Here is a 24,307-nt window from a genome sequence, read left to right as displayed (position 1 = left end):
TTATCTTGGCCCTCCTCCGGTGTGCCCTTTTAGGTTGTACTATCCAACTACTGCACGACGACGTTCACCTTCACGTTATGCGTGATGCCGTTAGCCTGACCCGTGATTACGACGCTATAGTTTCCGGCAGGGGCGTTCTGCGTGGTAGTGGTGCCGCCTCCAGTTCCACCTGAGTTCTTCGAAGAACTGCTGCAAGCCCCCATCCCTCCGATAGCTACGAGGAATAGCACAACACCCAGCATCGCTCTCCAGCTACGACGTCTTGCGGGCATGCCTAACAGCAGAAGCGATGCCACACTCGCAGCAACGCCGAAGGGCCAAGTCTTGGAACTATTGCTGCTCGTCTTAGTTACCTGGGTCTGTGTATCGATCGTGAGGGTCGTGGTAGTTGCACCGCTGATACTTGCCGAAGCAGAACTCAACTTACAGGCGATGCTGCTCGACGAAGGTGCGCAGCTCAGATTCACGGTTCCGGCAAAGCCGCTCAACGGAAGCAGGTTCAGCGTAACGGTGCCGCTGCTTCCCGACTTCAGCGTGAGGCTTGGCACTTGCGAGTTAACCGAGAAATCTCCATTCCCCAGAACCTGTAACGTAGTAGGCGTACTGCTCGATGGCGTATAGGTTGGGTCACCAAGATAGCGCGCTACAAAGGAATAGATTCCCGAGGGTAATCCCCTGGTTGAAATATTGAGAGTAGCCGTAGCGGCGCCGATTCCGTTAGGAGACAGCGACGCCGTTCCCACCGTACGGGTTCCCCCATCAATGGCAAATAACACTTGTCCCGTTGGAGATGCGCTCGAACCTAATCCACCCTGCACATTAGCTGTCAGCGTTACCGTTCCCGTGCCGGTAACACTTGTCGGATTCAAACCAAGCGAAGTAGTTGTCGACTGCAATGAAGAGGGTAGAACCTGAATGCTACTTACCGTTGTAGTCGATACAATTCCAAGCCAGTTTGTATCGCCCGCGTAGTGCAGCATCAGAGTATAGGTCCCGGCAGGCAAGCTTTGGAAAGTTGCCACAGCATAGGAATAAGGCTGCCCGGTCGAAGTGATGCCCGAGGACAGAGCCGAGGTAAGATACGGCGTCGAAGTAGAAGAATAAAGAGGCTTCAGCTCAAATCCAATATTCCCGGTCGGGGGAGTGCTCCCGGCACTAGAACTAGATACAGCTGTTATGGAGATGCTGCCATTCGTTGAAGCTACAGAAGGTGTTATATAGGGCCTAAATAATGCGATGCCCTGCCCAACAGTAAAGGTAAACGCTCCGCTCTTTGACGGATTGAAACTCGCATCACCACTATAACTGGCCGTTACGCTGTGTGAGCCAATACTCAAAGCTCCAGGATTCCAGGAGGCAATGCCGTCCGACCCAACAGGCACTGTCGCAGAAAGGCCACTGGCGCTTTCCGAGAAAGTGACTGTACCGGTTGCTCTACCATTTGTCCCCGAGATTGCATTTGGTGAATTAGCCGGCAGAGACAGGCTTGAACTGACAGGCTGAGCCTGAAAAGTTACACCACTGCCATAACGTATCTGGGGGGTCTCCGAACCAGCAAAACCGGACGAATAATAGTTCGTAAAGAGGTATACCTGACTGTTTTCCGGATTCACAGTAACAGAAGCTGATGAAGATTTACTGGAAGAGTAAGTACCATCTCCACCATACTGCGCCTGGATTTGATAGGTTCCTCCGGGTAGTGCACTGGTAGACAGTTGAGCTTTTCCCGATGAGTCGAGTGTGGCCAGAGTAGATGCCCCAAAAACTAAAAATTGATTACCCTTGCTATCCGTGAAGGTTCCCGACGTGGAACTTCCCGGAACAATTCCACTAGGTGTAAAGCCGACGGTACCGGTAGGAGCACCTCCAGCAGTGGAGGTAACAAGAGCTGTCAAAGTCGCGGTGCTGCCGTGCGTCAGAGTCGAGGGAGAGACCGTCAGAGCCGTAGCCGTGGGCTTGAAGGTGATCTTGTTCCAGTTCGTTACCAGGAGATTGGCATCGACACTGCCCAGACCTGTCGCCAAATCGTATCCAACGGTCGCGCTGTACTTTCCATAGGAAGAGATATTGCTGGGATCGGACTTACAATCGGTTGAGCTAGAGCGGCAAGGAACGTCATTCGTGCCCACTGTCACATCGTGAAAGACGGCTGGAAACTGGCTGGCCATCGGATACAAAACGTAATTGGCCTGCCCTTGGGCACCGTACTTCTGATTAACCAGAGCCATGATTCCAGCCATAGCCGGAGCAGAGGCCGAAGTACCTCCGACGGATGTAACCTTGACTGCTCCATTCGGACTGATATTCGAAACGCAATCAACGGCATTCGCGCAAATGGGATAGAAGCTGTAGTTCGCTCCGTTGGCCGCAAAGAGCGAGACATCGGGCAGGTCGCGCACCCCGTCCTTGGGCACGCCTGTGGCAACCTGCCAACTCGGCTTTGGATAGCCACTGAAGATCGGGAAGGTAGTCGAACCGCTCACAGATGAGATGGCAGCAGTGCTGGCGCCACCGCTTCCGGCAACAATGTTTATCGCTCCCGAATAGAGAGCTGTCGCATTGAGGCCATAGCTACTGTTATTCCAGGGCTGCTCGGGAATTACCTGCTGCAGAGATGCGGACGGGGTTGTTGATGTCGCCGTCTTCCAATACGTAGCCAGTTGATTGTTGAGCGCTGTAGAGCCGGGCTGGTTGTAATAGCTGTAATAGAAGTCTGTGCCGCCGACGGCGACATTCCAGGGAGTTGAGGCAAAGCCGCTAACGGCCAATCCACCCGAGGCTGGACGTCCGAGCAGATTGAAGTTATCGCATCCGGCTACGCCTCCATCACCGGCAGAGACGAGAACCGTTTGCCCCTGAGCTGCAGCCTGTTGCCAAAGATTATTCCAGAACTGGTTTCCGTACGGACCCAACCGCATCTCACACTCGCCATAACTGAGACTCAGCACCGAAGCAGCGTTATCTTCTACCGCGCGAATTGCTGCCAGATAGAGACCCGTCTGTGATGCGGTATTCGCTGCTGTATAGAGATTGATCGTTGCCTTAGGCGCAACCGATCCCGCGATCTCGACATCGAGATAAGCTTCCGTAGCAGCGCTATTCTGTCCTGGATCAGCGCCATCGATAACCACCTGCGGAGGATTGGCAGACAAGCCAAAGAGAGCGCGATAAGCACTGGCCACGCCGATGTCGATATTAGAGGCGCTGATGATTCCAATGGTCTGTCCGCTGCCGTCTACTCCAGACGAGTAGAGAGGATTCAGATTGTATTGAACCGCGAAATCGGCGGGAGAAAGCAGATAGGCTACATCGGTCGCGGATTTCGGATAGGTCCACTGCGGCGTTGCGCTATGCGTTTCCGGCGAATAGGTCGCTTGCCCCTGGACATGCAGGTGCGGAACGGGGCGAAAATCGCTTATCGGAGCAAGCCCGGCGATTACGGGAGCCAGAGCTGCCGGCACCTGGGGATCGGAGGCATTGGCGTGATGGCTTTCTCCATTGATGGCGTAGCTGTGAATCTCCGCATGAAAGGCACTTTGGAATTGAGCCTCGGTTCCGGAGAATTCAATCGCGGTCTTCCCTTTTGTGATCTGATTCACGCGGAGCCCATGCGATTGCAGCCAGGCGACAACGGCCTGCACATCGGAGTCGGCGGGACCGTAGAGAGCTCCGAACTGAGCAGGCGTCAGCCATTTATGGTATTGCTCCGAACCGGGCGTGTGCGACTCAGTCAGATATTTCTCCAGAGCAGACTGTTGCTCGTCGGAGCGCTTCAGCATCAGAAGAGCACGATCGACGGCGAAATCTTCCTGCACTCGCCCCTGGTCGTAGCGAGAGAGGGCCAGAGGATGGGTATTCCCCTTCAAGGTGACCAGCGCTGTCTCCCGGACAGCCTGTGTGACCCTGGGCCGTATCTGAGATTGAGCTATTGCCAGGGAGGAGGAAAAAACCAAGCTAAGTGATGCAAAAGAAAGCGTCGCTAACCAAGATAAAGGCCGTATCATTCGTCTCGCCATACAGTAATCCAAAGGAGATATTGAAGATTCCTATGTACCAGGCCAGGCAGAAAGCTATCTAGCTTGAGATAGAAGTTCAATAGTAATAATGGTGCTTTCAGCATTGTAGAACGAATGTCCAGATAGGCTGACAAATTTCGACGTTCCGATTCGACAGCCCGGGGACGTGGTTCTGGGGATATCTACAATTCGAAGACCAAAAGGAAAACAGAATTCCGGGCAAGCAGCAGATGATGACACTAGGGCTCATATGTTCCCACTTCTCCCGGCAGGGAGAAGGCGACCATAGCCCAGGATGAAGCGAAGCGTAAGCGAGCGGAATCCTGGGTTATTCGATGTGAAATAGAGGCCCGTCCCGTAAGGGCCGGGGCGAAGACTGATTACGAAGGTGTGATACAAGTACCGAATGGCGCACACCTATTGTTCTTCGCTATTTCATTGTGTTTTTTCGACACAGGGGCGCCGCAAGATCATCTCGATGGAACTTCAGAACAAATTATGGGCCTATATGGGATTAGCGAACTTTGCCTGGCAAGAAGGATATGGAGCGTTTTCTATCGGACAGGCTCAGAAGATGACAACAGCAAAGCATATCGACGGCCAGAGAGACCACCATCGTAAGAGAGATTTCCAAGCAGAGTTTTTGGCCTTTCTCGAGAAGCATCACATAGACTACGATCCGCGATTCGTATGGGACTGAGCTTCGCCCCGACCCTACGGGACGGGCACGTTGTTTATGCGGACTAACCCAGGATTCCGCTCGCTTACGCCTCGCTTCATCCTGGGCTATTCTCGTATTCTCCCTAACGGGAGAGAGAGACATTATGACTCTCCACCTTTTCTTTATCTCTGCTTAATCGCAGTCCGAAGTAGGCAACGACGCCTAAAGGACTGCGGCGGACACCAGTGCAGATGTTCTCGAAGCAGCCGATGCCGATGGCATCATAGCCACTTCGCTGTTTTTATGGCTGCTCTCGCTCAAGGTGAATTGTTGTAACGACTGCTCCAACTCCATCGCAAATTCAGAGAGAGTGCGGCTGTACTCCGCAACCTTCTCGATTCCTATTGACTGCTGCTTTGTATTTGCGGCAATGGCCGTAATGTGCTGACGGATCTCTTCGGAGGCCGAGCCCTGTTCGACACTGGCCGAGGCAATCTGCTCCACCTTCTGCTGCAGCTCGGTTGAAGTACCCACAATATCGATGAGCGCAGAGCCTGCCTCTTGGGCCATCGATACACTCTGCTCCACCAGTCGTTCGCTCTGCTGCATCGAACCATTCGCCTTGCTGCTCTCGGAACGAATCAGGTCAATGGTCTGGCGGATTTGCCCTGTGGCCTGCGCCGTCCGTTCTGCCAAACGCCGGACCTCCCCGGCAACGACAGCAAATCCGCGGCCATGCTCTCCGGCTCGCGCCGATTCAATCGACGCATTCAGGGCAAGCAGATTCGTCTGCGCTGCAATCTCCTCAATCAGTTTCACGATGCTACCAATCTGATCGGAATATAGATTCAAGGAACGGATTGCCGAAGCTACCTCGCGCGTCGCGTGCTCCACCTCGGTAATCTTGGTAACCGTTCCTTTCACCACGCCGGAACCGCGCTTCGCCGTCTCCTCCGAAGAGGTTGCACCTTGAGCAGCGGAAGAGACGCTCTTCTCTATCTCATGCACCGTTGCCACCATCTGCTGCATGGTGGCAGCAAGCTGCGTTGCACTATGGACATCTCTTCGGCTCTGATTCAGTGACGACTCGGACATCGATCGCATCTCGACGGAAGTCCCGGCAAGCTGATGCGTATGCGCCAGGACACGGCCGAGCGTGCCTTCCAGAAGCTCAAGCGACTGGTTCAGCAAAATGGACATCTGCCCAAACTCATCCATCGATGTGACAGTCACCCGCTCCGAAAGATCTCCACGCCCGAGACGTTCCATCGCCTCCTGCAAGGGAGCGATTCCCTTCTTGACGGATTTCGAAAAGATAATCGCAAGCCAGATGCCGCAGACGAGAGAAGCTGCGATAACGATACAAACGATTACGGGTGTGAGGCCGGAGGCGATCTGAGCGGCCAGGGCATTTCTGTCCGCTTCCTTCCCGGCCCGGCTGGCAAGCCTGTCTCCGATTTTGTCGCGGGCATCGATGACGGGCAGAAGCTTCTGATTGTAAGCCTCCCAGGCCGTCAGCTTTTGTCCCGTCTCGCTCAACTGCTTTACTTCGCCCCAGGCCTGGAGAAATTGTGCCTGTGCAGCGGCGAATTGCTCAATCTCAGCTTTCGTTTCCGAGTTCCGAGCCGGATAGCTCTTGCGCATTTCAGTGAGCTGATTTTCGATCTTCTGAATCTGCTCCGAATGCTTACTCATTTCGTCGGTTTCGAAGGCTGCCAGATGCAGAAGGACCTCCGACTGCTGATCCTTAGCTAGAGCTGTCATTTCTCCGGCACGAGAGAGCTGAGGAACAGTCTGCGTAGCCAGAGTACGAACGATCGAACGGGTCCACGTCATACTGCCGAGAGCAACGATTCCCAGGGTCAGGTTCAAGGCCATCAATAAACTGCAAGTAGCAAGAATCTTTCGACTCAAGCTCCAAGAGCGCATCTTCGCTGCAAGCTTCTGCATAGGCAAAAACTTGCTCTCCATAAAAGAGTCTTCTCTCATGTCTCCGGTATCGACTATGCCGAAGAGCAGATGAAGAAAGGACCGTTAAAATTAGAGATTGTTAATGTATTTTCATTTTGCCGATCAGGAAGGCAGGAAACGAGGAGCAGCGGAAGAGAGGAAAGAAGTCTCCATTTCTCCTCGCATTGTTCCTGCGTTGCGAAAGCATCCCGGAGGGATGCTACGAAATTAGCCCCGGGTAAAGCGTAGCGGAACCCGGGGTAACGGACAAACTAAATATTGCCCGCCCCGGAAGTTGGCGGGGCGAAATCTTTCCCCTACAGCGAAAGTTCGTTCCGCCCCATACGGGGCGGAGATCTTGTGGGCGTTGCTGTCCCAGGGTTTCGCTACGCTTCACCCTGGGCTATTCTCTTGGCATCCCGACGGGATGCCCTTTGGAGTTTCTAGATTTTCTGAGCCGATAACAGTAGAAAATCGTGTACACAATTGGAATCGCAAAGGCAAATTGGCTTTTGCCCTGTGTCAGTCCTGCACCGGGGTAGCCGACCCGCGATAAATGAAACGGGAGCTCGGATCTTGATGTTTCTTATTAGGGCTGGGCCTTCAGGCCAGCCGAAAACAGTCTTCTTTGAGAGAGAGGCAGCATTCTCGGTAACTCATGTGAAGGAAAGAACAAAGGCATTGGACCTATACCAGTTCGCGTGTTCTGGTCATTGCTTCCAAGCGCGAAGATACCCTCAAACGGTACCTTGCAACTATTCGGCCTGCTCAATTCTCCGTTGCATTCGTTACCGAGAATGTCAAGCCACTCTCAAGAAAATGGCTGCGTCAGGACTAAAGTCCTGCCCTGACACAACGCCTGTCCACTAGCTTGAACAGACGGAATGCCCTTTGCGTAGGGACAGACCGCGTTATCAATTCTTATAGCTGGGCCAGAAGGCGGTGTTTCTGCTCTTCGAAGTCCGAGTCGGAGATGAGTCCTTCATCACGGAGCGACTTCAGACTTTGCAGCTTTGCTCTCAGCTCTTCCGGCGTGAGACGCTGACCGGCAGAAGTAGAAGCACTCGGCGGCGGAGCCGTCACCTGAGGACGAAGACTCTCGGCCATCTGTTGTGCCAGTCCAAGACCGACACCCAGTCCAACGCCTGCACCTGTGGCCGTTCCTGGTGTTCCGGGATTCCGGGCAGCATCGCGCATGGCGTCCGACGTGGCAATCGAACGGTACTTCTCCGCATCCTGTGCGGCGATTCCTGTTGCCCGATTCATCATCTCCTGAACTTCAGGCGGAACCGTGATGGCATTCACCAGTAGATCGACCAGCTGAATGCCGTATTGCTCGAAGTCCTGACGTACAGCGTCCTTGATCCCCTGCGCAATCTTTCCGTAGAGAACCGGCAGGTCGAGAATCGACTTCATCATGCCGCCCAAAACTTCATTCAGGCGCGAAACGATGATCGAGCGAAGAAACTCCTCCAGATGAAAGGTCGTCTCCAGGCCCTTCGTTCCAACTATGGTGTGCAGAAAGAGATGCGGATCGCGGACACGAATCGAGTAGCTACCATGCGCCCGCAACGAAACCATGCGGAAATCGGAGTCACGGAAGAGCACCGGAGAAGGTGTTCCCCACCCCATGTCCGTGAAGGTCTTCGTCGCGATGAAGTAGACATAGGAACGAAAAGGAGAGCGCCCGAAGGGAAGGCCGATGAGTTTGCCCAGCAGGGGCAGATTCTCGGTTGTCAGCTTGTGGCGTCCCGCATGGAAGATGTCCAGCGCGCGGCCGTCTTTAAAGAAAACTGCCACCTGGCCTTCTTGAACGATAAGCTGGCTGCCCAGGCGAATCTGCGCGGAACCATCTCCGTTCGGTTCGCGAGTGACAATAATCTCACCGGTGTTGTCGAAAAACTCAATCAGATCCAGAATGGCCATTGCTCTTCCCTAACTCATCTCTTCTATCGCAGGGCAAGCCTGCGGGCGGATGACTGCAGATCCTTCAATAGGTTCTCAACACTTTCCAGCGTGGCTGTATTCAGGCCTTCGCGCAGCAACTGCGGAGCCAGGACGTCCAACTGCGAGACCGCCCCGGCAAGCGCAGTCTCCATCTCTGGAGAGAGCACCTGATAGGAACGCTGCAGCTGAAACTCGCAGCTCTCGAAGCTCTTGACCAGATACTCGATACGCTGCGATTCGTCCAGATCCTTCGGCTTGAGCGAGCGAAGCACGTCGATAAACTCCGAAATCCGTACTCCCTTATCGACTGCCTTGCTGTTCGCCTGATTCGCAACTGCATCCTTGGGCTGAACAGCGAGATCCGTCCGCTGCAGCAGAACAGCAGCGATCACGAATAGCACGGTCTCGACAGCCAGAGCCGAAATCAGAATGCTATCGAAGTTCTCGACAGCCTCCCGAACATAACGGGTAAGGATCCAGATGGTCCCGAATCCAACCACAGCGTAAAGAACAACGCTGGTTGTCAGGATCGAAGACATCGGATGCGAGGTCTTGCCCCGAGCACCGGCTTCGGCATGCAGTGAAAGAAAGATCCCAAGAGTGAGTTCGATCACACAAAGAAAGACGATCACTACCCAGGTCAGAAGACTGCGCGGAGGCATGGTTACGAAATAGCCTGCAACCAGTGTCGTCAAAATCAAAACGGCAGAGATAATCTGCCACATCCGCGCACTAAGTCCGGAATGTTCTTGCATGATAACGAAGCTCCCTGGGATCGTCCCTCTTCAAAACGCCAGTTCTTTCCCGTTTACGAGCTTGGAATAGTAGAAGTAATTTCCACGTAGCCCGTAAAGCACAGCGATCGCCAGGCTGCCTGCACCAAAGGTCGCAAAAACGAGAATGACACTCACAACGAAGAGGAGGATTGCATTTACCCACAGCCCCTTAGTGATAGCCCAGATAGGACCAAAGAAGAAGGCAGCCCAGTTCCACCGGCCTTTATAAACTTCGTTGGTCTGCATGATCTGTTGGAACTCTTGGTTGTAATAAGGTCCCAGACTGGCAAAGACCGGTGCAAATTGCTGTAGCCGAGCAGCCGCGGGATTCGGTATCGAAGCACCAGGATCAGACGCTGTGTAGGTGACTGGCTGACTTGCCGCAACCTGGGTCTGAATAAGTGTTCCGCATTTACGGCAACGTCCAACAGAGGCTTCTAATCCAGCTCCACACGTGGGGCACTGTGCCATACCTTCGCTCCTTCATCATCACTGGTGAAATATGTAGAACCAGCTTAGCTTAGGAAGGGCTAAAGATCTACCGTCAGAAAAACTCTTGTCGAAATAAGTGTCACCCTCAAGTTGAAGCCGAAGGTATAGTGCCGGACCAAGACCGGACTAGGTTCTTCGCTGCACTCTCTTGTCTTTTCCACCTATGGATGGTAGTGGCAGAGATAGCTCAGGCTATCTGTTAACTTATATGTTAATCATGAGAACTATTCCGTAACTACCAGAGCTTCGAGTCGCTGCGCTTAACGGAATTAGCCAAGGAGACGACCAGAAGAAGGGGGCCCACTCCGAAACCGGGAATTTCAACTTTGGTCCAATTACACAAAATCGGGTACACAGATGACCTTCGGCTTTTCCTGCATACGGTTCGTGTCCGAATTTCAATCAATTTTGTGGATTGCGTTTGTGTTAACGAAAATTCCGTTTGGGCATAATTACACAATTTCCGGTTACCAAATTTTCGGCGGGGTAAAAAATTTTTCTGACAGCGATTTTTTTGGCCAACGCTGTCATTTTCTCGCCGTGTAGGGCGCTGAAGAGCACTTCGGCAGCTATTCTCCTCCTACTTTTGGTGGTGGTCCGATGGGGGACAGTTGATGAACACCGGGTTAAAATGAGAGATTGTTAGTGTAATTTCATTTCGCACTCCTGCAGGACGAAGAAGTGTTGGTGCAGAGCAGGTCTGTTGGCAAGCCCAGCCGGGAGCTAAGCAACAATACCTTTTTTGTGCCCAAAATCACATTGGGCGACTGCTTGTGTGTATCCCCTGAGCTCTTCTTACGCAACTCTTTGAAAACCCAACGAGTCAACTTCCATAAGTGGGGTTTATTCTTATATACGGACAGTGAAGGAAAACTACTTCCGGCACATCAACACATCTCAAACGGAGCAGAGAGAAAGGAATTCACGAACCGTTTTGTAGTCCTTGGTTCGCAAGAGAGGATGGAATGACAAATCGACAATTGAAGTCCTACGTTCAGCTGGCCGCATTGGCTGGCATCCTTGTTATGACTGCGGCATGTAAAAAGAAGGTGGCACCTGCACCTCCGCCGCCGCCGCCCCCGGCCCCAGCAGCCCCCACGGCTTCACTGACCGCGAATCCCACAACGATTCAGCAGGGCCAGACCACGACCTTGAGCTGGAAGACCACCGATGCCACAGACGTCACCATTGAAGGAGTTGGAACCGTTCCCACCTCGGGTACGAAGACTGTGACTCCCGATGCCTCGACGACCTACACCCTGACAGCCAAGGGCCCTGGAGGCTCAACGGATGCCAGCGTTCGCGTCACCGTAAATCCTTTGCCGGCACCAGCCGCTGCAGAGGCTGCTCCTTCCGATGACGAACTGTTTGCAAAGAACGTTAAGGACGTCTTCTTCGATTACGACGACTCGAAGATCTCCGGAGACAACCAGACCGCAGTTTCGGGCGATGCCGGCTTCCTGTCCCAGCATGGTGGCATGAAGATCATCGTCGAAGGTCACTGCGACAGCCGTGGTTCGGCTGAGTACAACCTGGCCCTCGGTGAGAGCCGTGCCGATGCCGTCAAGACCGCTCTCGTGGGTCAAGGCGTCAGCGCTGATCGCATCAAGACCATCAGCTACGGTAAAGAGCGTCCCTTCTGCTCCGAAGAGAATGAGTCCTGCTGGCAGCAGAATCGCCGTGGACACATCGTTCTGCAGAAGTAACAACAGCTGTGGGCCGGGCAGCTTAAAACCGGTCAGCTAAAGTCCGGTCGGCTAAGAACCGGTCAGCTGAAAGGCCTCATTCCTCACGGATGAGGCCTTTTTCTTTTGTCCTTCGTCTGGCTCTCCCCCTTAACGGTCGGTGCCTTCCCTGTTGCAGCTAGGTTTTCGAATTCCCTTCCTCGGCAACCGCAACTGGACTTTTACCAAAAGAAATATCTCAATAGCGGTAACCGGCTGACCGGTTTTTAGCCAACCGGACTTTAGCTGCCCGTTTTTTTGCTGCCCGCTTCATCAGCTTTGGTTTATCCTTATTTCGTTCGTGACGAACTATCTTGAATCCGTCGTAGCGGAAGTGGCTCTGCTCTATCCGGCCATCTATCGCTGCTTCCATGTCTCCCGGCAGCCACTCCCTGGGGAGACGATTACCCCGCGAATGCTCTGGTTACTGCAGCATCTGGCGAATATCGGACCGTCGACGGTGGGAGAGATCGCCCAGCACCTGGGAATTTCTAAATCGACGGCTACCGAACTCGTCGATCGCCTGGTTCCGAAGGGGCTGGTCGAGCGGGCTCCCGACATGCGCGACCATCGGCGGGTCTTCGTGGGATTGACGCCGGAGGGAGAGCGCCGGGCCGCTGTTCCGATTGAAGTTCTCGAAAACGCAAAACTCCGCACCGCACTGCAACAGCTCTCAGCGGAGGAGATGGATCATCTGCTCACAGGAATGCGCGCTCTTCTGCGCGCCGGACAAAATCTCACCAACACCACCGCACCAAGCAAGGAGGAGAAATGACTCAAGTCCAAGAAATTTGCCAGAGTTGCGGAATGCCGATGGCATCCGTTGAAGACCATGCTCCGGGAAACCCTCACAGCCTGCATTGCAAATACTGCAGCAAACCCGACGGTGCTCTCCAGGAATTCGACGAGCGCTTCGAACGCATGGTGCAGTGGCAGATGCGGCAGAAGGGCTCTGATCGCACCTCAGCCGAGCAGTCCACCCGCGAATACATGAAGAAGATGCCAGTCTGGAAGGACCACCCCAAGCTGGCAAATTAAAGGCACAGCAAAAGGAGAGGGGCTTCATCCGTGTACCGCCGGCGTCCTCGCCGGCTGTCGTGGAGGGTCTCCAGGCCCTCCACCAGGGATGAGGGGAATAGAACGACACTCCCCTTTTCCCATGCTGCATCGCCTGTGTGGGCGAGGACGCCCACACGACAGCCGGCCTGGAGACCGGCGGTACTCCATCTGCGGCAATCTTTAAAAAGGCCTCATCCGTAAGGAATGAGGCCTTTCCGCTAACCGCTTTTTAGCTGCCCGGACCTTAGCTGACCGGACTTTAGCTGACCGCTTTACCAGCTGCTTTAATAAATCCTGAAGTTCACTTCCACGCTGATCTGCACCGGAACAGCCTTGCCCTGGTAGTAGGCAGGCTTGAAGAGATACTGACGAACGGCTTCTTCAGCCTTTTCATCAAGTCCCATGCCTAACCTTCTGACAATGCGGATGTTCTGCGGATGCCCCGAAGCATCGACGATCAGCGACACCAGGCAGACTCCCTGATATTTCGCCCGGCGTGCTTCATCGGAGAATTCCGGATCGACAGCGCGAATCAGTTGTGGAGCGGAGACGCCGCTACCGATGTGGTAAAGACCGCCACCGTAGCCACCGCCCTCTCCAGGTCCGATGCCGCCACCTTTACCGGAACCGAGACCGCCACCGCTGCCTGTTCCCATGCCACCGCCGCTGCCACTGCCATTTGAGGCCAGCTGGACCTGCGCCGACGTTGGCATACCGATATTCGGCATGTTGGGAGCGTCAGGAAGCTTAATCTGCGGCATCACGACTGTCGGGGTGATAGCCAGCTTCGGATTATCGTTCTTGATGATCTGAGGAGGCGTGATCTGGGTCTTGGCAAACTTCGGCAAGTGTCCCTTCGAGACGTCGGCCAGGTCATGAGATCCGCCGCCGCCACCGCCGCCCATCGAGTCCTTCCCCTTTTGCGTAACCGGGATAAAGGGCTTGATATCGACCTGGGTCGCGTCAGCAAGAGACTTCTGGACGATGCGCTGATGAATCTTGCTGGCGACCAGAACTCCAATGACTGCAATCACTACCACGTGGACCACAAAGGAGATCAAGCTGGACGTAGTACTCCGCTTGAAGGCCATCGGGTCTTTGACGGCTACCGGTTTCGAGGTGAGCTCTAGCGGAGGTAACTTCTTGGGGAAGAAAACATCTCGCAGATTCTCGTAGAGCTCCTGCCAGATCGGAACCTGTTTAAACGGGGTTCCGGTCAATGAATCTAAGGTGAAGTCTTGTTCTTTTCCTGGTTCCATTTCCAGAGGTATCTAACCTGGCTCTTCTGCCTATTGCCTTACCGGAGCCAAACCATTCAGCTCCGTTCCGCTCGAGGGCTATTCCTTAACCAACAATATTAACGACAGATACACTGCCTGTCGCCTGCCCAAGTCGAAATTGACGCATCACCCTGGCCAACTTTCAGGAACCTTCCCGAAAATCCCTATGTGCACTCAGATTAGACGATACACCCTCTAGACAAGTCACCTGAATTTCACAAAGAGAAAATTTCTGTTTGGTACCGCCGGTCTCCAGGCCGGGGTCCCCGGCACGCGTGGTTTTCGCGTGCTGGGGTGGAGGACCGGCTGTCCTGGCGGCGTCCCCGCCGCCATTCCGGGAAGGTTGTGGGCGAAATCTTGCCCGATCCTGCGAAGTAAATTTCGTTTCGCCCCATACGGGGCGAACGTGTTGTGTTGCATTGCTCTCCCCGGGTTTCGCTACGCTTCACCCGGGGCTACTCTCGTAGCATCCCTCCAGGATGCTCTGGCGACGTGTAAACAGTGCAAGGGACAAGAGAAACAACTCGCTCGTTCCTCCCTTCCTTCAGTGGAACTCTTCAGCTCTTCCTGTGTGGGCGAGGACGCCCACACGACAGCCGGTCCTCCACCCCGGCCTGGAGACCGGCGGTACTTTTCTAACTGCCTGAACCACAAAGGAAACCCTGAGTAGGATGTGAAAAACATCTACCCCGTCTACAATATTTCTTTACACACGAATGAAAGAGATGGGAGAAAAGATGTCCGCTCCGCCGGAACTCAAGGCGACCCTCACCCTTCCGCAGACCGACTTTCCGATGAAGGCCAACCTTCCGCAGAATGAGCCTTCCCGACTCGAAGCCTGGGCTAAATCCGATATTTACAACCAGATCCGCCAAGCGCGGAAAGGTGCACCCAGCTACATCCTTCACGACGGCCCGCCGTATGCCAACGGCCCGATTCACCTTGGCCACGCTTTAAACAAGTCCTTGAAGGATTTCGTCGTAAAGTCTAAGACCATGGCGGGCTTCGATTCGCCCTACGTCCCCGGCTGGGACTGCCACGGACTCCCCATCGAGATTAAAGTCGACGAGCAGCTGGGCCGTAAAAAGCTTGAAATGCCAGCCATCTCCGTCCGCCGCGCCTGCCGTGAGTACGCGCAGAAGTATGTCAATCTTCAGGGCTCCCAGTTCGAGCGTCTCGGGGTCTTCGGACGCTTCCGCGATCCCTATCTCACGATGACCAAGCAGTATGAGTCCAAAATCGTCGAGCTCTTCTATGAGATTTTCGAGAAGGACTTCATCTACAAGGGTCTGAAGCCCGTTTACTGGTGTATCCACGACCGTACCGCCCTGGCTGAAGCCGAGGTCGAGTACGAGATGCACACCAGCCCGACGGTCTACGTCCGCTACATGATGAAGAGCGACCCGGCCGAGGTCGATGCCAAGCTGGCCGGAAAGAAAGTTGCAACCATCATCTGGACCACTACGCCCTGGACGCTGCCCGCCTCCCTCGCCGTGGCCTTCCACCCGGACTTTGAGTACGTAGCCCTCGAACAGGACGGCATTGCTTACATCGTCGCCGGAGAGCTGGCCGCCAAGGTCAAGGAAGACTGCAAGCTCCAGAACGCCGTCGAAGTGGCACGCTTCAAGGGCTCCAAGCTGGAGCACATCAAGTTCCAGCATCCCTTCCTCGATCGCGAGATTCTGGGCGTCAACGCCACTTACGTGACCGCCGATGCCGGTACCGGCGCGGTCCACACGGCCCCGGCTCACGGTGCAGACGACTTCTACACCGGTGCGCGTTACGGACTCTCGCAGGAGTGCAAGGTCGACGATGCCGGACGCCTCCACGGCGGACTGCCCGAGTACGAAGGAAAGAAGGTTTGGGACGCTAACCCGATCATCATCGAGATTCTGAAGGAGCGCGGTGCCCTGATGGCTCACTCGACCATCGAGCATAGCTATCCGCACTGCTGGCGCTGCCACAAGCCGATCATCTTCCGTGCCACCGAGCAGTGGTTCATCGGCATGGAGACCCCGGTCAAGAATCCCGACGGCTCGGAGACCACCTTCCGCAATCGGACTCTCGATCTGATCAAGTCCGTAAAGTGGGACCCGTCCTGGGGCGAAGAGCGCATCTCGAACATGATTGCGACCCGTCCCGACTGGTGCATCTCGCGGCAGAGAATCTGGGGCGTGCCCATCGCCGTCTTCCTGTGCCAGAAGTGCAACAAGCCGCTGAAAGATCCGGCCATCAATCGCAAGGTCGTCGATCTCTTCGCAGCCGAAGGAGCCGACGCCTGGTATGTACACGAGGCCGAAGCCATCCTGCCCGCAGGCACCAAGTGCGCTTGCGGAGGCACGGAGTTCCGCAAGGAGATGGACATCCTCGACGTGTGGTTTGAGTCAGGCGCAAGCTGGCATGCCGTTGTCGAGGCCGAGCCTGAATTGAAGTTCCCTGCCGACCTCTACACCGAGGGCGGAGACCAGCATCGTGGCTGGTTCCACTCCTCCCTGCTGTGCGCGGTCGCCACGCGCGATGTAGCGCCTTACAGGTATGTTGCGACCTCCGGCTGGACGCTCGATGAGCAGGGCCGCGCCATGTCGAAGTCACTCGGCAACACCGTCGATCCTGTCGATATCGCAAAGCGCCTGGGCGGCGAGATCGTGCGCCTCTGGGTTGCCTCGGTCGATTTCCGCGAAGACGTCGCCGCCAGCGAAAATCTGATGCAGCGCGTCGCTGAGAACTATCGCAAGGTACGTAACACCTTCCGTTTCCTTCTCGGCAATCTGAACGGCTTCGACCCTGCGAAGGATCAGGTCGAGTTCAAGGATATGCAGCCCCTCGATCAATACATCCTGGGCCGCACCCGCGAGCTGACAGAGAAGATCCTGCGCTGGTACGACGAGTTCGAGTTCCACCGCATCTATCAGGCTCTCAACGAGTATGCGGTCGTCGATCTCAGCTCGCTCTATCTCGATGTGCTGAAGGACCGCATGTACACCTTCGCTCCCACCTCGGTAGCTCGCCGTTCGGCGCAGACTGCGATGTGGAAGATCGCGGAAGCTCTCGCGCGCCTGGTCGCTCCGATTCTCAGCTTCACGGCTGAAGAGGTTTGGGGCTATCTGCCCAAGGTTGCAGGTCGTGAGTCGAGTGTGCACATAGCTCACTTCCCCAAGCCTGAGGATCTGGTTCCGGGCGATATCCAGCCGCTGATGTCCGATTGGCAGCAGATGCTGGTCGTCCGTAACGAAGCGCTGAAGGTTCTGGAAGAGGCGCGTAAGGAGAAGAAGATCGGCAAGGCTCTTGAGGCTAGCGTCGAAGTTCTCGCTCCTGCCGAACAGTATGCCCTGTTGAAGCGTTACGAGCCGGTTCTCAAGGAGCTTTATAACGTCTCGCAGGTCTATCTGAAGGAAGGCGCAGAGTTGAAGGCGACAGCGCTTTCCGCTGAAGGCGAGAAGTGTGACCGCTGCTGGAACTACATGTCCGATGTCTCTGCTTACGGAGCATGGCCACATGTTTGCGGCCGTTGTCAGGATGCGCTTAAGGAAATGGGCATCAAGCCCCCAGCTGCAGTGGAGGCCTAGTAGTGACCGAGTCCACAAGTACCCGGAATTGGCTTCCCTGGTTGTTTTCTATCTCGGCGTTCGTTGTTCTTCTGGATCGGCTGACCAAGGTTTGGGTCAGCAGCCACATCGCACTCGGGGAGGCCATTACGGTCATCCCCCGGGTCTTCCGTATTACGCATGTGCTCAATACGGGAGCGGCCTTCAGCTTGTTTGAAGACGCCTCCTCGCCGGAGCACGTGAGGCTCTTTCTTGTAAGCTTCTCCATTCTGGCTGGCTTGCTGGTCCTGGGAGCGCTGATCAAGATGCGTCACACGATGAGCGCAATGACGCTGGCTCTTGCCCTGATTCTGGGTGGAGCTATCGGCAATGCCTATGACCGCATCCGCTTCTCATCGGTCATCGACTTTCTGGAAGTGCACATCGTCCACTATCACTGGCCCGACTTCAATATCGCGGACTCGGCCATCGTGATCGGCGGCTGCCTGCTGCTGCTGGACGCCTTCAAAACCAAATCCGAATAAAGAAGGGCATCCCGGCAGGGATGCCAAGATACTAGCCCCGGGTGAAGCGTAGCGAAACCCGAGGATCCAATGCCAACAAGACCTCCGCCCCGTATGGGGCGGAACGAATCTTACGGCATTGGATTGAGAAAGATTTCGCCCCGCCACCTTCCGGGGCGGGCAAGATTCGCTACGTTACCCACGGGTTTCGCTACGCTTCACCCGTGGCTACTTTCGTAGCATCCCTCCGGGATGCATTGGAAACGTAGGAGCAGTGCGAGAAGGTACCGCCGGTCTCCAGGCCGGCTGTCGTGGAGGGTCTCCAGGCCCTCCACATGAGAGAGCCAGAAGAAATATTTCGTTTTAAGGTGATCTTCGAAAAGATAGCTGCCCAGAATCTGGCTGGCGGCAAAGATGTCTTTTGCATCGGCATAATGATGAGCCGCGCCTTCGCTGTTTCTTTTAGGGCTCTTCGCTGCGATCTTTCTTTGCTTTGTTCGTCAGGTGGAGGGCCTGGAGACCCTCCACGACAGCCGGCGGGGACGCCGGCGGTACCTTACATCATTTATTGTCTTTCGGCGACCATGATGAACATGCTGGAGATCAGAAGCGTCAAAGGCCAGCCAGCGTTGATAATTGCGGCCTTCTTATCTTCGCGATAGCCGGGATACAGCTTGCAGCGGAAGCCCAGCTCCTCCAGTTCGGCCTTCAACTTCATAGGATTGATCAAGCGCTCCTGGACAACGCCGTTCGGGCCGACACACTTCGCCAACGGCTTACCAAGCTCACCGCCGCGCAGCCAGTTCGCAAGCTGTGCCGTGCTGTAGCCACGATACTTCTCCGCAATCTGCTGACGCTCATTCGGAGAGAGAGCCGGAAAATGCTCGTCGAGAAAGACCCGGCGCTCTTCCGTAAAGCTGCGCGTCAGACCAAGGCTCTTCAGCTGTTGCGGATTCCCTGCCTCCGACCACTCCCAGAGCTTCTTGGTGCGATACACAGTACCGGGGCATAAAGCATTGCGGTCATCGACAATCAACAACTTGCCGCCCTTCCGCAAGATGCGGGCCGCATGAGGAAGAAAGGGAGAGTGTTCGTAGAGATGTGAGAGCGCGTCCTTGATCAGGATGCCGTCAAAGGATTTGTCGGGAAACTTGAGATCGTCGTCGGAAAGGACAAAGTTGATGCTATCGCAATTGACGAGGGCGGCTAAACGTTGGGCGGTTTCCACCTTTTCCGGCACGATGTCGGCGCCGGTTACCTTGCTGGCTCCCAGGCATCGCATGCAGAGGCTCGTCAGACCCCAACCGCAGCCGAAGTCCAGCACCTCGCCCTTCATGCCGGATACTTTGAAATAAGCCTCAACCTGCCGGTAGTAATTGTTGATATGGCCGCGGCTTAGATGCTCAGGGAAATACCGAAGCAAATCGGGGTGGAGCTCCTGGGCAACCTTTTCTTTTGGCCAAGAAAAGATGTTATTCAAGTTGTTAACAACTAGATTTGCAGCAGTCGCCATAATGTGCGGAGCATAGCATGGTTTCAGAGTAAGAGTAAAGGGCGTATTTCTAACTACATAGTCTCTTAATCTGTTAACCAATTCATAACAACGCATAGTAACAAACTGAGCATCTAAACATAGTTCTTCACCTTGAAAAACTATCCCCGGATACAGCTATTGCAATACTGCAAAGGCATATTCCCGGCATTCACATCAGATAAACAGATGATGATGCAGGAACGGCTTTGCCGCTTTCTACGTATAAGCGAAAATGGAATAGTACTGAAGGAGAAAGACTTGCAGAAACGGATTTGGATGTCGCTGCTGGCAATTGGAGCGTTTGTGCTTCCCTTGGGTCTCCATGCCCAGAGCGGAATCACCGAAGCAGACGGACGCAACGTCACGTGTGCATCGGACGATGGCCGGCGGCACTATTGCCCCGTAAATACCAAGTTTGGGGTAGAGATGGTGAATCAGCGGAGCGGCTCACCCTGCGTTGAGGGAAGAACCTGGGGCTACGATCGCCGGGGTATCTGGGTCGATCGCGGATGCCGTGCCGATTTTGTGTTAGGCCGCCCCAATCACGGTGGATGGGACAGGGATCGTGATCGTTACTCGCCTCCCCCGCCTCCGCCGGGTGGTTATGGTCCAATCAGAGACCCACGCCTGGATCAAAACCAGAACAATGAATATCGCCTAAGATGTTCCTCCGATGACGGTGGACGCCACTATTGCCAGATAGATCCCGATGCCAGAGTCCGCATGGATCGTCAGGCCAGCGGCTCTCCTTGCACCGAGGGACAAACCTGGGGCCGCGACCGCCGCGGTATCTGGGTAGATCGCGGATGCCGTGCCGACTTTGTCGTCAACCGCCGCTAAGCTCACCTGTACTCAACGAAAGATGCGGGTGTACGAACGGGGACATAGGTAACACATTGAACCCGGGCAGAGGGCATCCCGGCAGGGATGCCAAGCTAATAGCCCCGGGTGTAGCGCAGCGAAACCCGGGGCCCCCGATACCCAACAAGGCCTCCCGCCCCGTATGGGGCGGAACGAATCTTACTTCGCTGCATAGGGCAAGATTTCGTCCCGCCACCTCCGGGGCGGGCAAATATTTATCTCCTACATTACCCCGGGTTTCGCTGCGCTTCACCCGCGGCTATTGCCGTAGCATCCCTCCGGAATGCGTTGCTGAGGCAGGAATAATGCAAGGAGGGGAAATGCCCTCCTCTCTGCACTTCTTCTTATCCTCTCTACCTGTCTTCCTGCTTCGAAACCCAGAAACTTCAGTTCTAGAAATTTATCTTCGCCGAGGCCTGAAAGATTCTAGGATCGTCGGCCCTAGATACATAGCCGAAGTTCCCGGAGTTCAAGGCTGTGGTGAAGGTCGATCCGATCAGTGGAGTAAAGTTCGGATGGTTCAGCACATTGAAGCTCTCCAGCCGAAGATTCAAATCCAACCGCTCGCGTAGAGGAATCGTCCGGCTCAACGCGACATCGAAGTTGACGGTGTTAGGGGAACGAAGAGCATTCCTGCCCAAATTGCCGAAGGTACCCACAGGGTTTGGAGAGAAGGCCGCGCGATTCAGATAGAAGCGATTTCCCGACGCGTCGCGAGTAATCTTCTTCCCACTATAGAGATTCGCTCCTGGGACAATGTTCGGACGATCCACCCCCAGACCATTACGCGAATAATCCACACCCGAAGTTACATTAATCGGAGCTCCGCTGTTGATACGAAGCAGCGGAGCCAGCTGCCAGCGATTCACCAGTCCCCCAATCCAACCGTGAAGCTGAGTGAAGTTACTTGAAGCAACGATGCTGGTGTTGAAGACATGCCGCCGGTCGAAGCCGCAAACCGCCCGATCCAGATAGGGACGATTCGGATCCATATAAACATTTCCAGTTACATCGCCATTCGCATCGGCAGGACTAATGCAGTGCGACCAGGTGTAATTGGCAAGGATGCTGTAGTTATTCCGCATACGATGCTGGATGGAAACCAACATCGCGTTGTAATTAGCATTCGCCTCATCGTCGATGATCGCCATCGTGGGACTGTAGAAGGCGCCCTGCACGGGATTAATCAGCGATAACTTCGTACGGCTGTTCGTATTACTCAGAGTCGAAGACGGCCCGGTATAAACGCCAGGATTGATTCCCCGCCCCACATACAGATGTGTCGTCTTATTGGCCAGATAACTAAGCGTAAACTCCCAGCCTTTGCTCAGATCCTGCTGCCAGCTCGCCGTCCACTGATTCACCGTGGGCGTATGAATCGAACGCGGCAACACGATATAAAGTGTGTTTGTCGGAAAGGCAATCGTCTTCACCGGAGGGTAAGTTCCCGGGAAGGGATTCCCGCCCGGATAGCCGGACCAAGGAGTAGCAAAGCTGATCGGCCCATCCGTGCGATCGATCTCATTCGTAAACGGAGGATTCGAGGTCAACCGTTGCGCCGTAAACAGTCCGGGAGAATCGAACGTAATCCCGGCACCAATGCGAAAGACCGTCTTGCCATTTCCCTTCGGATCGAGTGTGAAGCCGACACGCGGCGAAAGGTTATTCCAGTTATTCGAGGTGAAGGACTTCGGTACACCAGGATCGCCGTAATAGAACGAGCCCGCTGGTCCATTCACATAAACGGCACTGTGTTGATTAGCTACGAAGGCGTTGTAATCAAAAGTACTGCCGCGTCCGAAGTAGTCCTGCGGAAAGAGCAGCGGCTGCCAGCGGATTCCGGCATTCATCACCAGATGACTGTTGAAGTGAATCGTGTCCTGCACGTAGAGACTGAAGATCGTCTGCCGCGCGGCCAACTGCTGGCTGCGGCTCTGGCTGAAGGCGCTCATCTGTCCGGACAAGAAGTCGATCAACGGCTCGCCGACGTTATTGTTGGCCGCACCGCTGTATTGACCGTTGAAAGTGAAATTACCGTTCTCCAGATAGCCGATCAAGTTATTGTCTTGCGTGCGCCACACCTCGGCTCCAAAAGCGAGCTGGTGCTTGCCACGCATATAATCCACGTCGTCCGATACTCCGAAGGTGTTGACGTTGAAGTGCCCCGGCGAGCAGGTTCCGCAACTGGTCGTGAACTTATTGCTCACCGTCAGCCGGATATCGTTACTGACGAAGTTATACATCTGTACGCCCAGGCTCGCGGCGTTAATACCTGCCGTCGGTCCGCGGTCGTCACGACGGCGGGTATAAGTTCCGTGAAAGCTGTTCACCAGCTTGGGCGTAATCGTGTAAGTCTCGCCCAGGACGAAGGACTGCGCACGCTCCAGATTTCCGGCCTGTGTTGTAAGCAGCAGATTATTGGCAAAGCTGGCCGGATTGCGGTAATCGGCAACAAAGTAGCGGCCAAAGAGGCTGTGATTGGCGCTGATCGTCCAATCGACGCGGCCGATGATCTGGTCTTCATCGCCAGTCGTCGGAATACTGTAGTGCACGAGTCCAAAAGCATCTTCAGGCGCAGGTAGATACTTAGCCAACGCCAGCGCCGGTCCGTTCAAATGGCTGGCCGGAATCTTTCGCGTCGTGGAGATATCGGTGCCATCGACAGGGTCGATCAGCTTCTTGCCGCCCGTTCCCCAAGTTGCCGCAGCCGGGCAGTTTCCGCCCATAGAGCTGAAGTCTCCGCCGAGCATCGCAGCAGTAGGCACGCAAGCCGTCGTTGCGCTCGTCTTCTGACGATTGCGCGTTGCCTGATAACCCGCGAAGAAGAAGAGCTTGTCATGAAAGATCGGGCCACCCAGAGTCCCGCCGAATTGATTGCGCTTCAGCGTGTCCTTCGATGAGAAGAAATTCGTCGCATTGATGATGTTATTGCGCAAAAATTCAAAGACGGTGCCATGCAATTGATTGCTGCCCGAGCGGGTGACGACGTTGATCAATCCCCCGGGATGGATTCCGTTTCGTGCCGGAAGGCTGTTTGACTCTACGCTGAACTCCCGCAGCGCATCCGGAAAGGGGTAGGGCAGGTTGACGTTCGTGAAGGTATCGACGTTCGTTCCACCGTCCAGCTGATAGTTGTTGTAGTTGCCCTGGGCACCGGCAACCGATACAGCTGTAGAGCTGAAGTAGTTCTTACTTCCCGTCATATCTCCAGCTGGAGCCGTAACGGCACCCCCGGAGACAAGAATCAGGTCTGTGGCCTGGCGCCCGTTCAAAGGCATCTCGGTAATTCGGGCCTGATCGATTACCTGCTTGAAGGAACTTTCTTCGGTCTGCAACATGGTTCCGCTGGCCTCGACTTCGACCTTCTCGCTGGCATTGCCTAATTTCAGGCTGATGTTGATCTGGACACTATTACCGACCTGTAAAACAAGATTCTTCTGCTCGTAAGTCTGGAAACCGCTTGCCGTGGCACCGAGCGTATAGCCGCCGACAGGAAGATTCGGCAAGCTGTAACGGCCTTCCGCATCGGTGACGGTACTGCGAACAGCGTGGGTTTCAACCGATATCATGGTTACAGTGGCATTTGCGACAACGGCTCCGCTGGGATCCTGCACCGTTCCTTGAACACTTGCGGTTCCAGCTATCTGCGCAAATAAAGCAACCGGCCTCGCCAAAATAACTGACATCCCTAAGACCAGCAAAAGCACGGGAGAAAAAGCTTTCCCTTCTACCCGCAATGCAATACGCATGGGCGAATCTTCCTTTCTTGGTCAATGGGTGGAGCTCTGCTTAGAGCAATTTAGGTTTCAGGATGGTCCATCAAAGAATGATTAAGAGTGGCCATTCTTTGGCGGAATGGCCACGCGCATATCCGTTCCTGTGCGGGCACCTAAACCCAAATTGCTCTAGATTTCAGCTATGGAATAGTTCCGTACCGCGCAACCTTATAGGCGTTACTA

15 protein-coding genes are annotated in these 24,307 nt (G+C 54.8%); 7 read left to right on the top strand and 8 right to left on the bottom strand.

Features of this window, described 5'->3' with window-relative positions:
* Nucleotides 1-47: 47 nt before the first annotated feature.
* Nucleotides 48-4,016 carry an Ig-like domain repeat protein gene (locus tag AC6I7T_RS27490; RefSeq protein WP_497791014.1) on the bottom strand — a complete coding sequence of 1,323 codons (3,969 nt, stop codon included), beginning with the start codon at nucleotides 4,014-4,016 and terminating at the stop codon, nucleotides 48-50.
* A 478-nt stretch (nucleotides 4,017-4,494) separates the two neighbouring features.
* Here AC6I7T_RS27490 and AC6I7T_RS27485 point away from each other — a divergent pair, with 478 nt between their 5' ends.
* Nucleotides 4,495-4,716: a hypothetical protein gene (locus tag AC6I7T_RS27485; RefSeq protein WP_497791013.1), complete on the top strand. Its 222-nt coding sequence runs from the start codon at nucleotides 4,495-4,497 to the stop codon at nucleotides 4,714-4,716.
* Between the two features lie 183 nt (nucleotides 4,717-4,899).
* Here the strand turns inward: AC6I7T_RS27485 and AC6I7T_RS27480 are convergent, their stop codons facing one another.
* From AC6I7T_RS27480 to AC6I7T_RS27465, 4 genes are all read right to left on the bottom strand, one after another.
* Nucleotides 4,900-6,627: a methyl-accepting chemotaxis protein gene (locus tag AC6I7T_RS27480; protein ID WP_497791012.1), complete on the bottom strand. Its 1,728-nt coding sequence runs from the start codon at nucleotides 6,625-6,627 to the stop codon at nucleotides 4,900-4,902.
* A 921-nt stretch (nucleotides 6,628-7,548) separates the two neighbouring features.
* A complete protein-coding gene (locus AC6I7T_RS27475; RefSeq protein ID WP_497791011.1) occupies nucleotides 7,549-8,553 on the bottom strand; it encodes an SPFH domain-containing protein in 1,005 nt (334 codons plus the stop codon).
* A 23-nt stretch (nucleotides 8,554-8,576) separates the two neighbouring features.
* Nucleotides 8,577-9,329, bottom strand: a complete 753-nt coding sequence (locus AC6I7T_RS27470; RefSeq protein WP_497791010.1) for a hypothetical protein — start codon at nucleotides 9,327-9,329, stop codon at nucleotides 8,577-8,579.
* Nucleotides 9,330-9,359: 30 nt separating this feature from the next.
* Nucleotides 9,360-9,821 (bottom strand): DUF2628 domain-containing protein, encoded by a 462-nt coding sequence (locus AC6I7T_RS27465; RefSeq protein WP_497791009.1) that lies wholly within the window; start codon nucleotides 9,819-9,821, stop codon nucleotides 9,360-9,362.
* A 986-nt stretch (nucleotides 9,822-10,807) separates the two neighbouring features.
* Here AC6I7T_RS27465 and pal point away from each other — a divergent pair.
* From pal to AC6I7T_RS27450, 3 genes are all read left to right on the top strand, one after another.
* Nucleotides 10,808-11,548, top strand: a complete 741-nt coding sequence (gene pal, locus AC6I7T_RS27460) for a peptidoglycan-associated lipoprotein Pal (protein ID WP_497791008.1) — start codon at nucleotides 10,808-10,810, stop codon at nucleotides 11,546-11,548.
* Nucleotides 11,549-11,867: 319 nt separating this feature from the next.
* Nucleotides 11,868-12,341 (top strand): MarR family winged helix-turn-helix transcriptional regulator, encoded by a 474-nt coding sequence (locus AC6I7T_RS27455; protein WP_497791007.1) that lies wholly within the window; start codon nucleotides 11,868-11,870, stop codon nucleotides 12,339-12,341.
* Entirely contained in the window at nucleotides 12,338-12,604 is a 267-nt protein-coding gene (locus tag AC6I7T_RS27450) for a zinc ribbon domain-containing protein (protein ID WP_497791006.1), read from the top strand. The genes AC6I7T_RS27455 and AC6I7T_RS27450 overlap by 4 nt, the downstream gene beginning before the upstream one ends.
* 305 nt (nucleotides 12,605-12,909) lie before the next feature.
* On the opposite strand, the gene AC6I7T_RS27445 is transcribed toward AC6I7T_RS27450, so the two are convergent.
* Complete coding sequence (locus tag AC6I7T_RS27445) at nucleotides 12,910-13,884, bottom strand: energy transducer TonB (RefSeq protein WP_497791005.1); 975 nt, start codon at nucleotides 13,882-13,884, stop codon at nucleotides 12,910-12,912.
* A 758-nt stretch (nucleotides 13,885-14,642) separates the two neighbouring features.
* Between AC6I7T_RS27445 and ileS the strand changes: the two genes are divergently transcribed.
* A complete protein-coding gene (gene ileS / locus AC6I7T_RS27440) occupies nucleotides 14,643-17,471 on the top strand; it encodes an isoleucine--tRNA ligase (protein ID WP_497791004.1) in 2,829 nt (942 codons plus the stop codon).
* Between the two features lie 2 nt (nucleotides 17,472-17,473).
* On the top strand, nucleotides 17,474-17,974 hold the full coding sequence (lspA, locus tag AC6I7T_RS27435) for a signal peptidase II (protein ID WP_497791003.1): 501 nt from the start codon (nucleotides 17,474-17,476) through the stop codon (nucleotides 17,972-17,974).
* A 544-nt stretch (nucleotides 17,975-18,518) separates the two neighbouring features.
* Here the strand turns inward: lspA and AC6I7T_RS27430 are convergent.
* Complete coding sequence (locus AC6I7T_RS27430) at nucleotides 18,519-19,376, bottom strand: class I SAM-dependent methyltransferase (RefSeq protein ID WP_497791001.1); 858 nt, start codon at nucleotides 19,374-19,376, stop codon at nucleotides 18,519-18,521.
* A gap of 369 nt (nucleotides 19,377-19,745) precedes the next feature.
* On the opposite strand from AC6I7T_RS27430, the gene AC6I7T_RS27425 reads away from it, so the two are divergent.
* Complete coding sequence (locus AC6I7T_RS27425) at nucleotides 19,746-20,327, top strand: DUF3011 domain-containing protein (protein ID WP_497791000.1); 582 nt, start codon at nucleotides 19,746-19,748, stop codon at nucleotides 20,325-20,327.
* A 413-nt stretch (nucleotides 20,328-20,740) separates the two neighbouring features.
* Here the strand turns inward: AC6I7T_RS27425 and AC6I7T_RS27420 are convergent, their stop codons facing one another.
* Nucleotides 20,741-24,097 carry a TonB-dependent receptor gene (locus AC6I7T_RS27420; protein ID WP_497790999.1) on the bottom strand — a complete coding sequence of 1,119 codons (3,357 nt, stop codon included), beginning with the start codon at nucleotides 24,095-24,097 and terminating at the stop codon, nucleotides 20,741-20,743.
* Between the last annotated feature and the right edge of the window lie 210 nt (nucleotides 24,098-24,307).

This window comes from Humiphilus diazotrophicus (assembly GCF_059726315.1).
The sequence above is the reverse complement of the archived record's forward strand: the minus strand, read 5'-3'. Positions and strand labels throughout refer to the sequence as shown.

Excerpts from the sequence above, each read along its gene's own strand:
- pal (WP_497791008.1), top strand. The coding sequence starts at position 10,808 with ATGACAAATCGACAATTGAAGTCCTACGTTCAGCTGGCCGCATTGGCT.
- AC6I7T_RS27450 (WP_497791006.1), top strand. The coding sequence starts at position 12,338 with ATGACTCAAGTCCAAGAAATTTGCCAGAGTTGCGGAATGCCGATGGCA.
- AC6I7T_RS27480 (WP_497791012.1), bottom strand. The coding sequence starts at position 6,627 with ATGCAGAAGCTTGCAGCGAAGATGCGCTCTTGGAGCTTGAGTCGAAAG.
- AC6I7T_RS27475 (WP_497791011.1), bottom strand. The coding sequence starts at position 8,553 with ATGGCCATTCTGGATCTGATTGAGTTTTTCGACAACACCGGTGAGATT.
- AC6I7T_RS27485 (WP_497791013.1), top strand. The coding sequence starts at position 4,495 with ATGGAACTTCAGAACAAATTATGGGCCTATATGGGATTAGCGAACTTT.
- ileS (WP_497791004.1), top strand. The coding sequence starts at position 14,643 with ATGTCCGCTCCGCCGGAACTCAAGGCGACCCTCACCCTTCCGCAGACC.
- AC6I7T_RS27465 (WP_497791009.1), bottom strand. The coding sequence starts at position 9,821 with ATGGCACAGTGCCCCACGTGTGGAGCTGGATTAGAAGCCTCTGTTGGA.
- AC6I7T_RS27445 (WP_497791005.1), bottom strand. The coding sequence starts at position 13,884 with ATGGAACCAGGAAAAGAACAAGACTTCACCTTAGATTCATTGACCGGA.
- AC6I7T_RS27420 (WP_497790999.1), bottom strand. The coding sequence starts at position 24,097 with ATGCGTATTGCATTGCGGGTAGAAGGGAAAGCTTTTTCTCCCGTGCTT.
- AC6I7T_RS27490 (WP_497791014.1), bottom strand. The coding sequence starts at position 4,016 with ATGGCGAGACGAATGATACGGCCTTTATCTTGGTTAGCGACGCTTTCT.
- AC6I7T_RS27470 (WP_497791010.1), bottom strand. The coding sequence starts at position 9,329 with ATGCAAGAACATTCCGGACTTAGTGCGCGGATGTGGCAGATTATCTCT.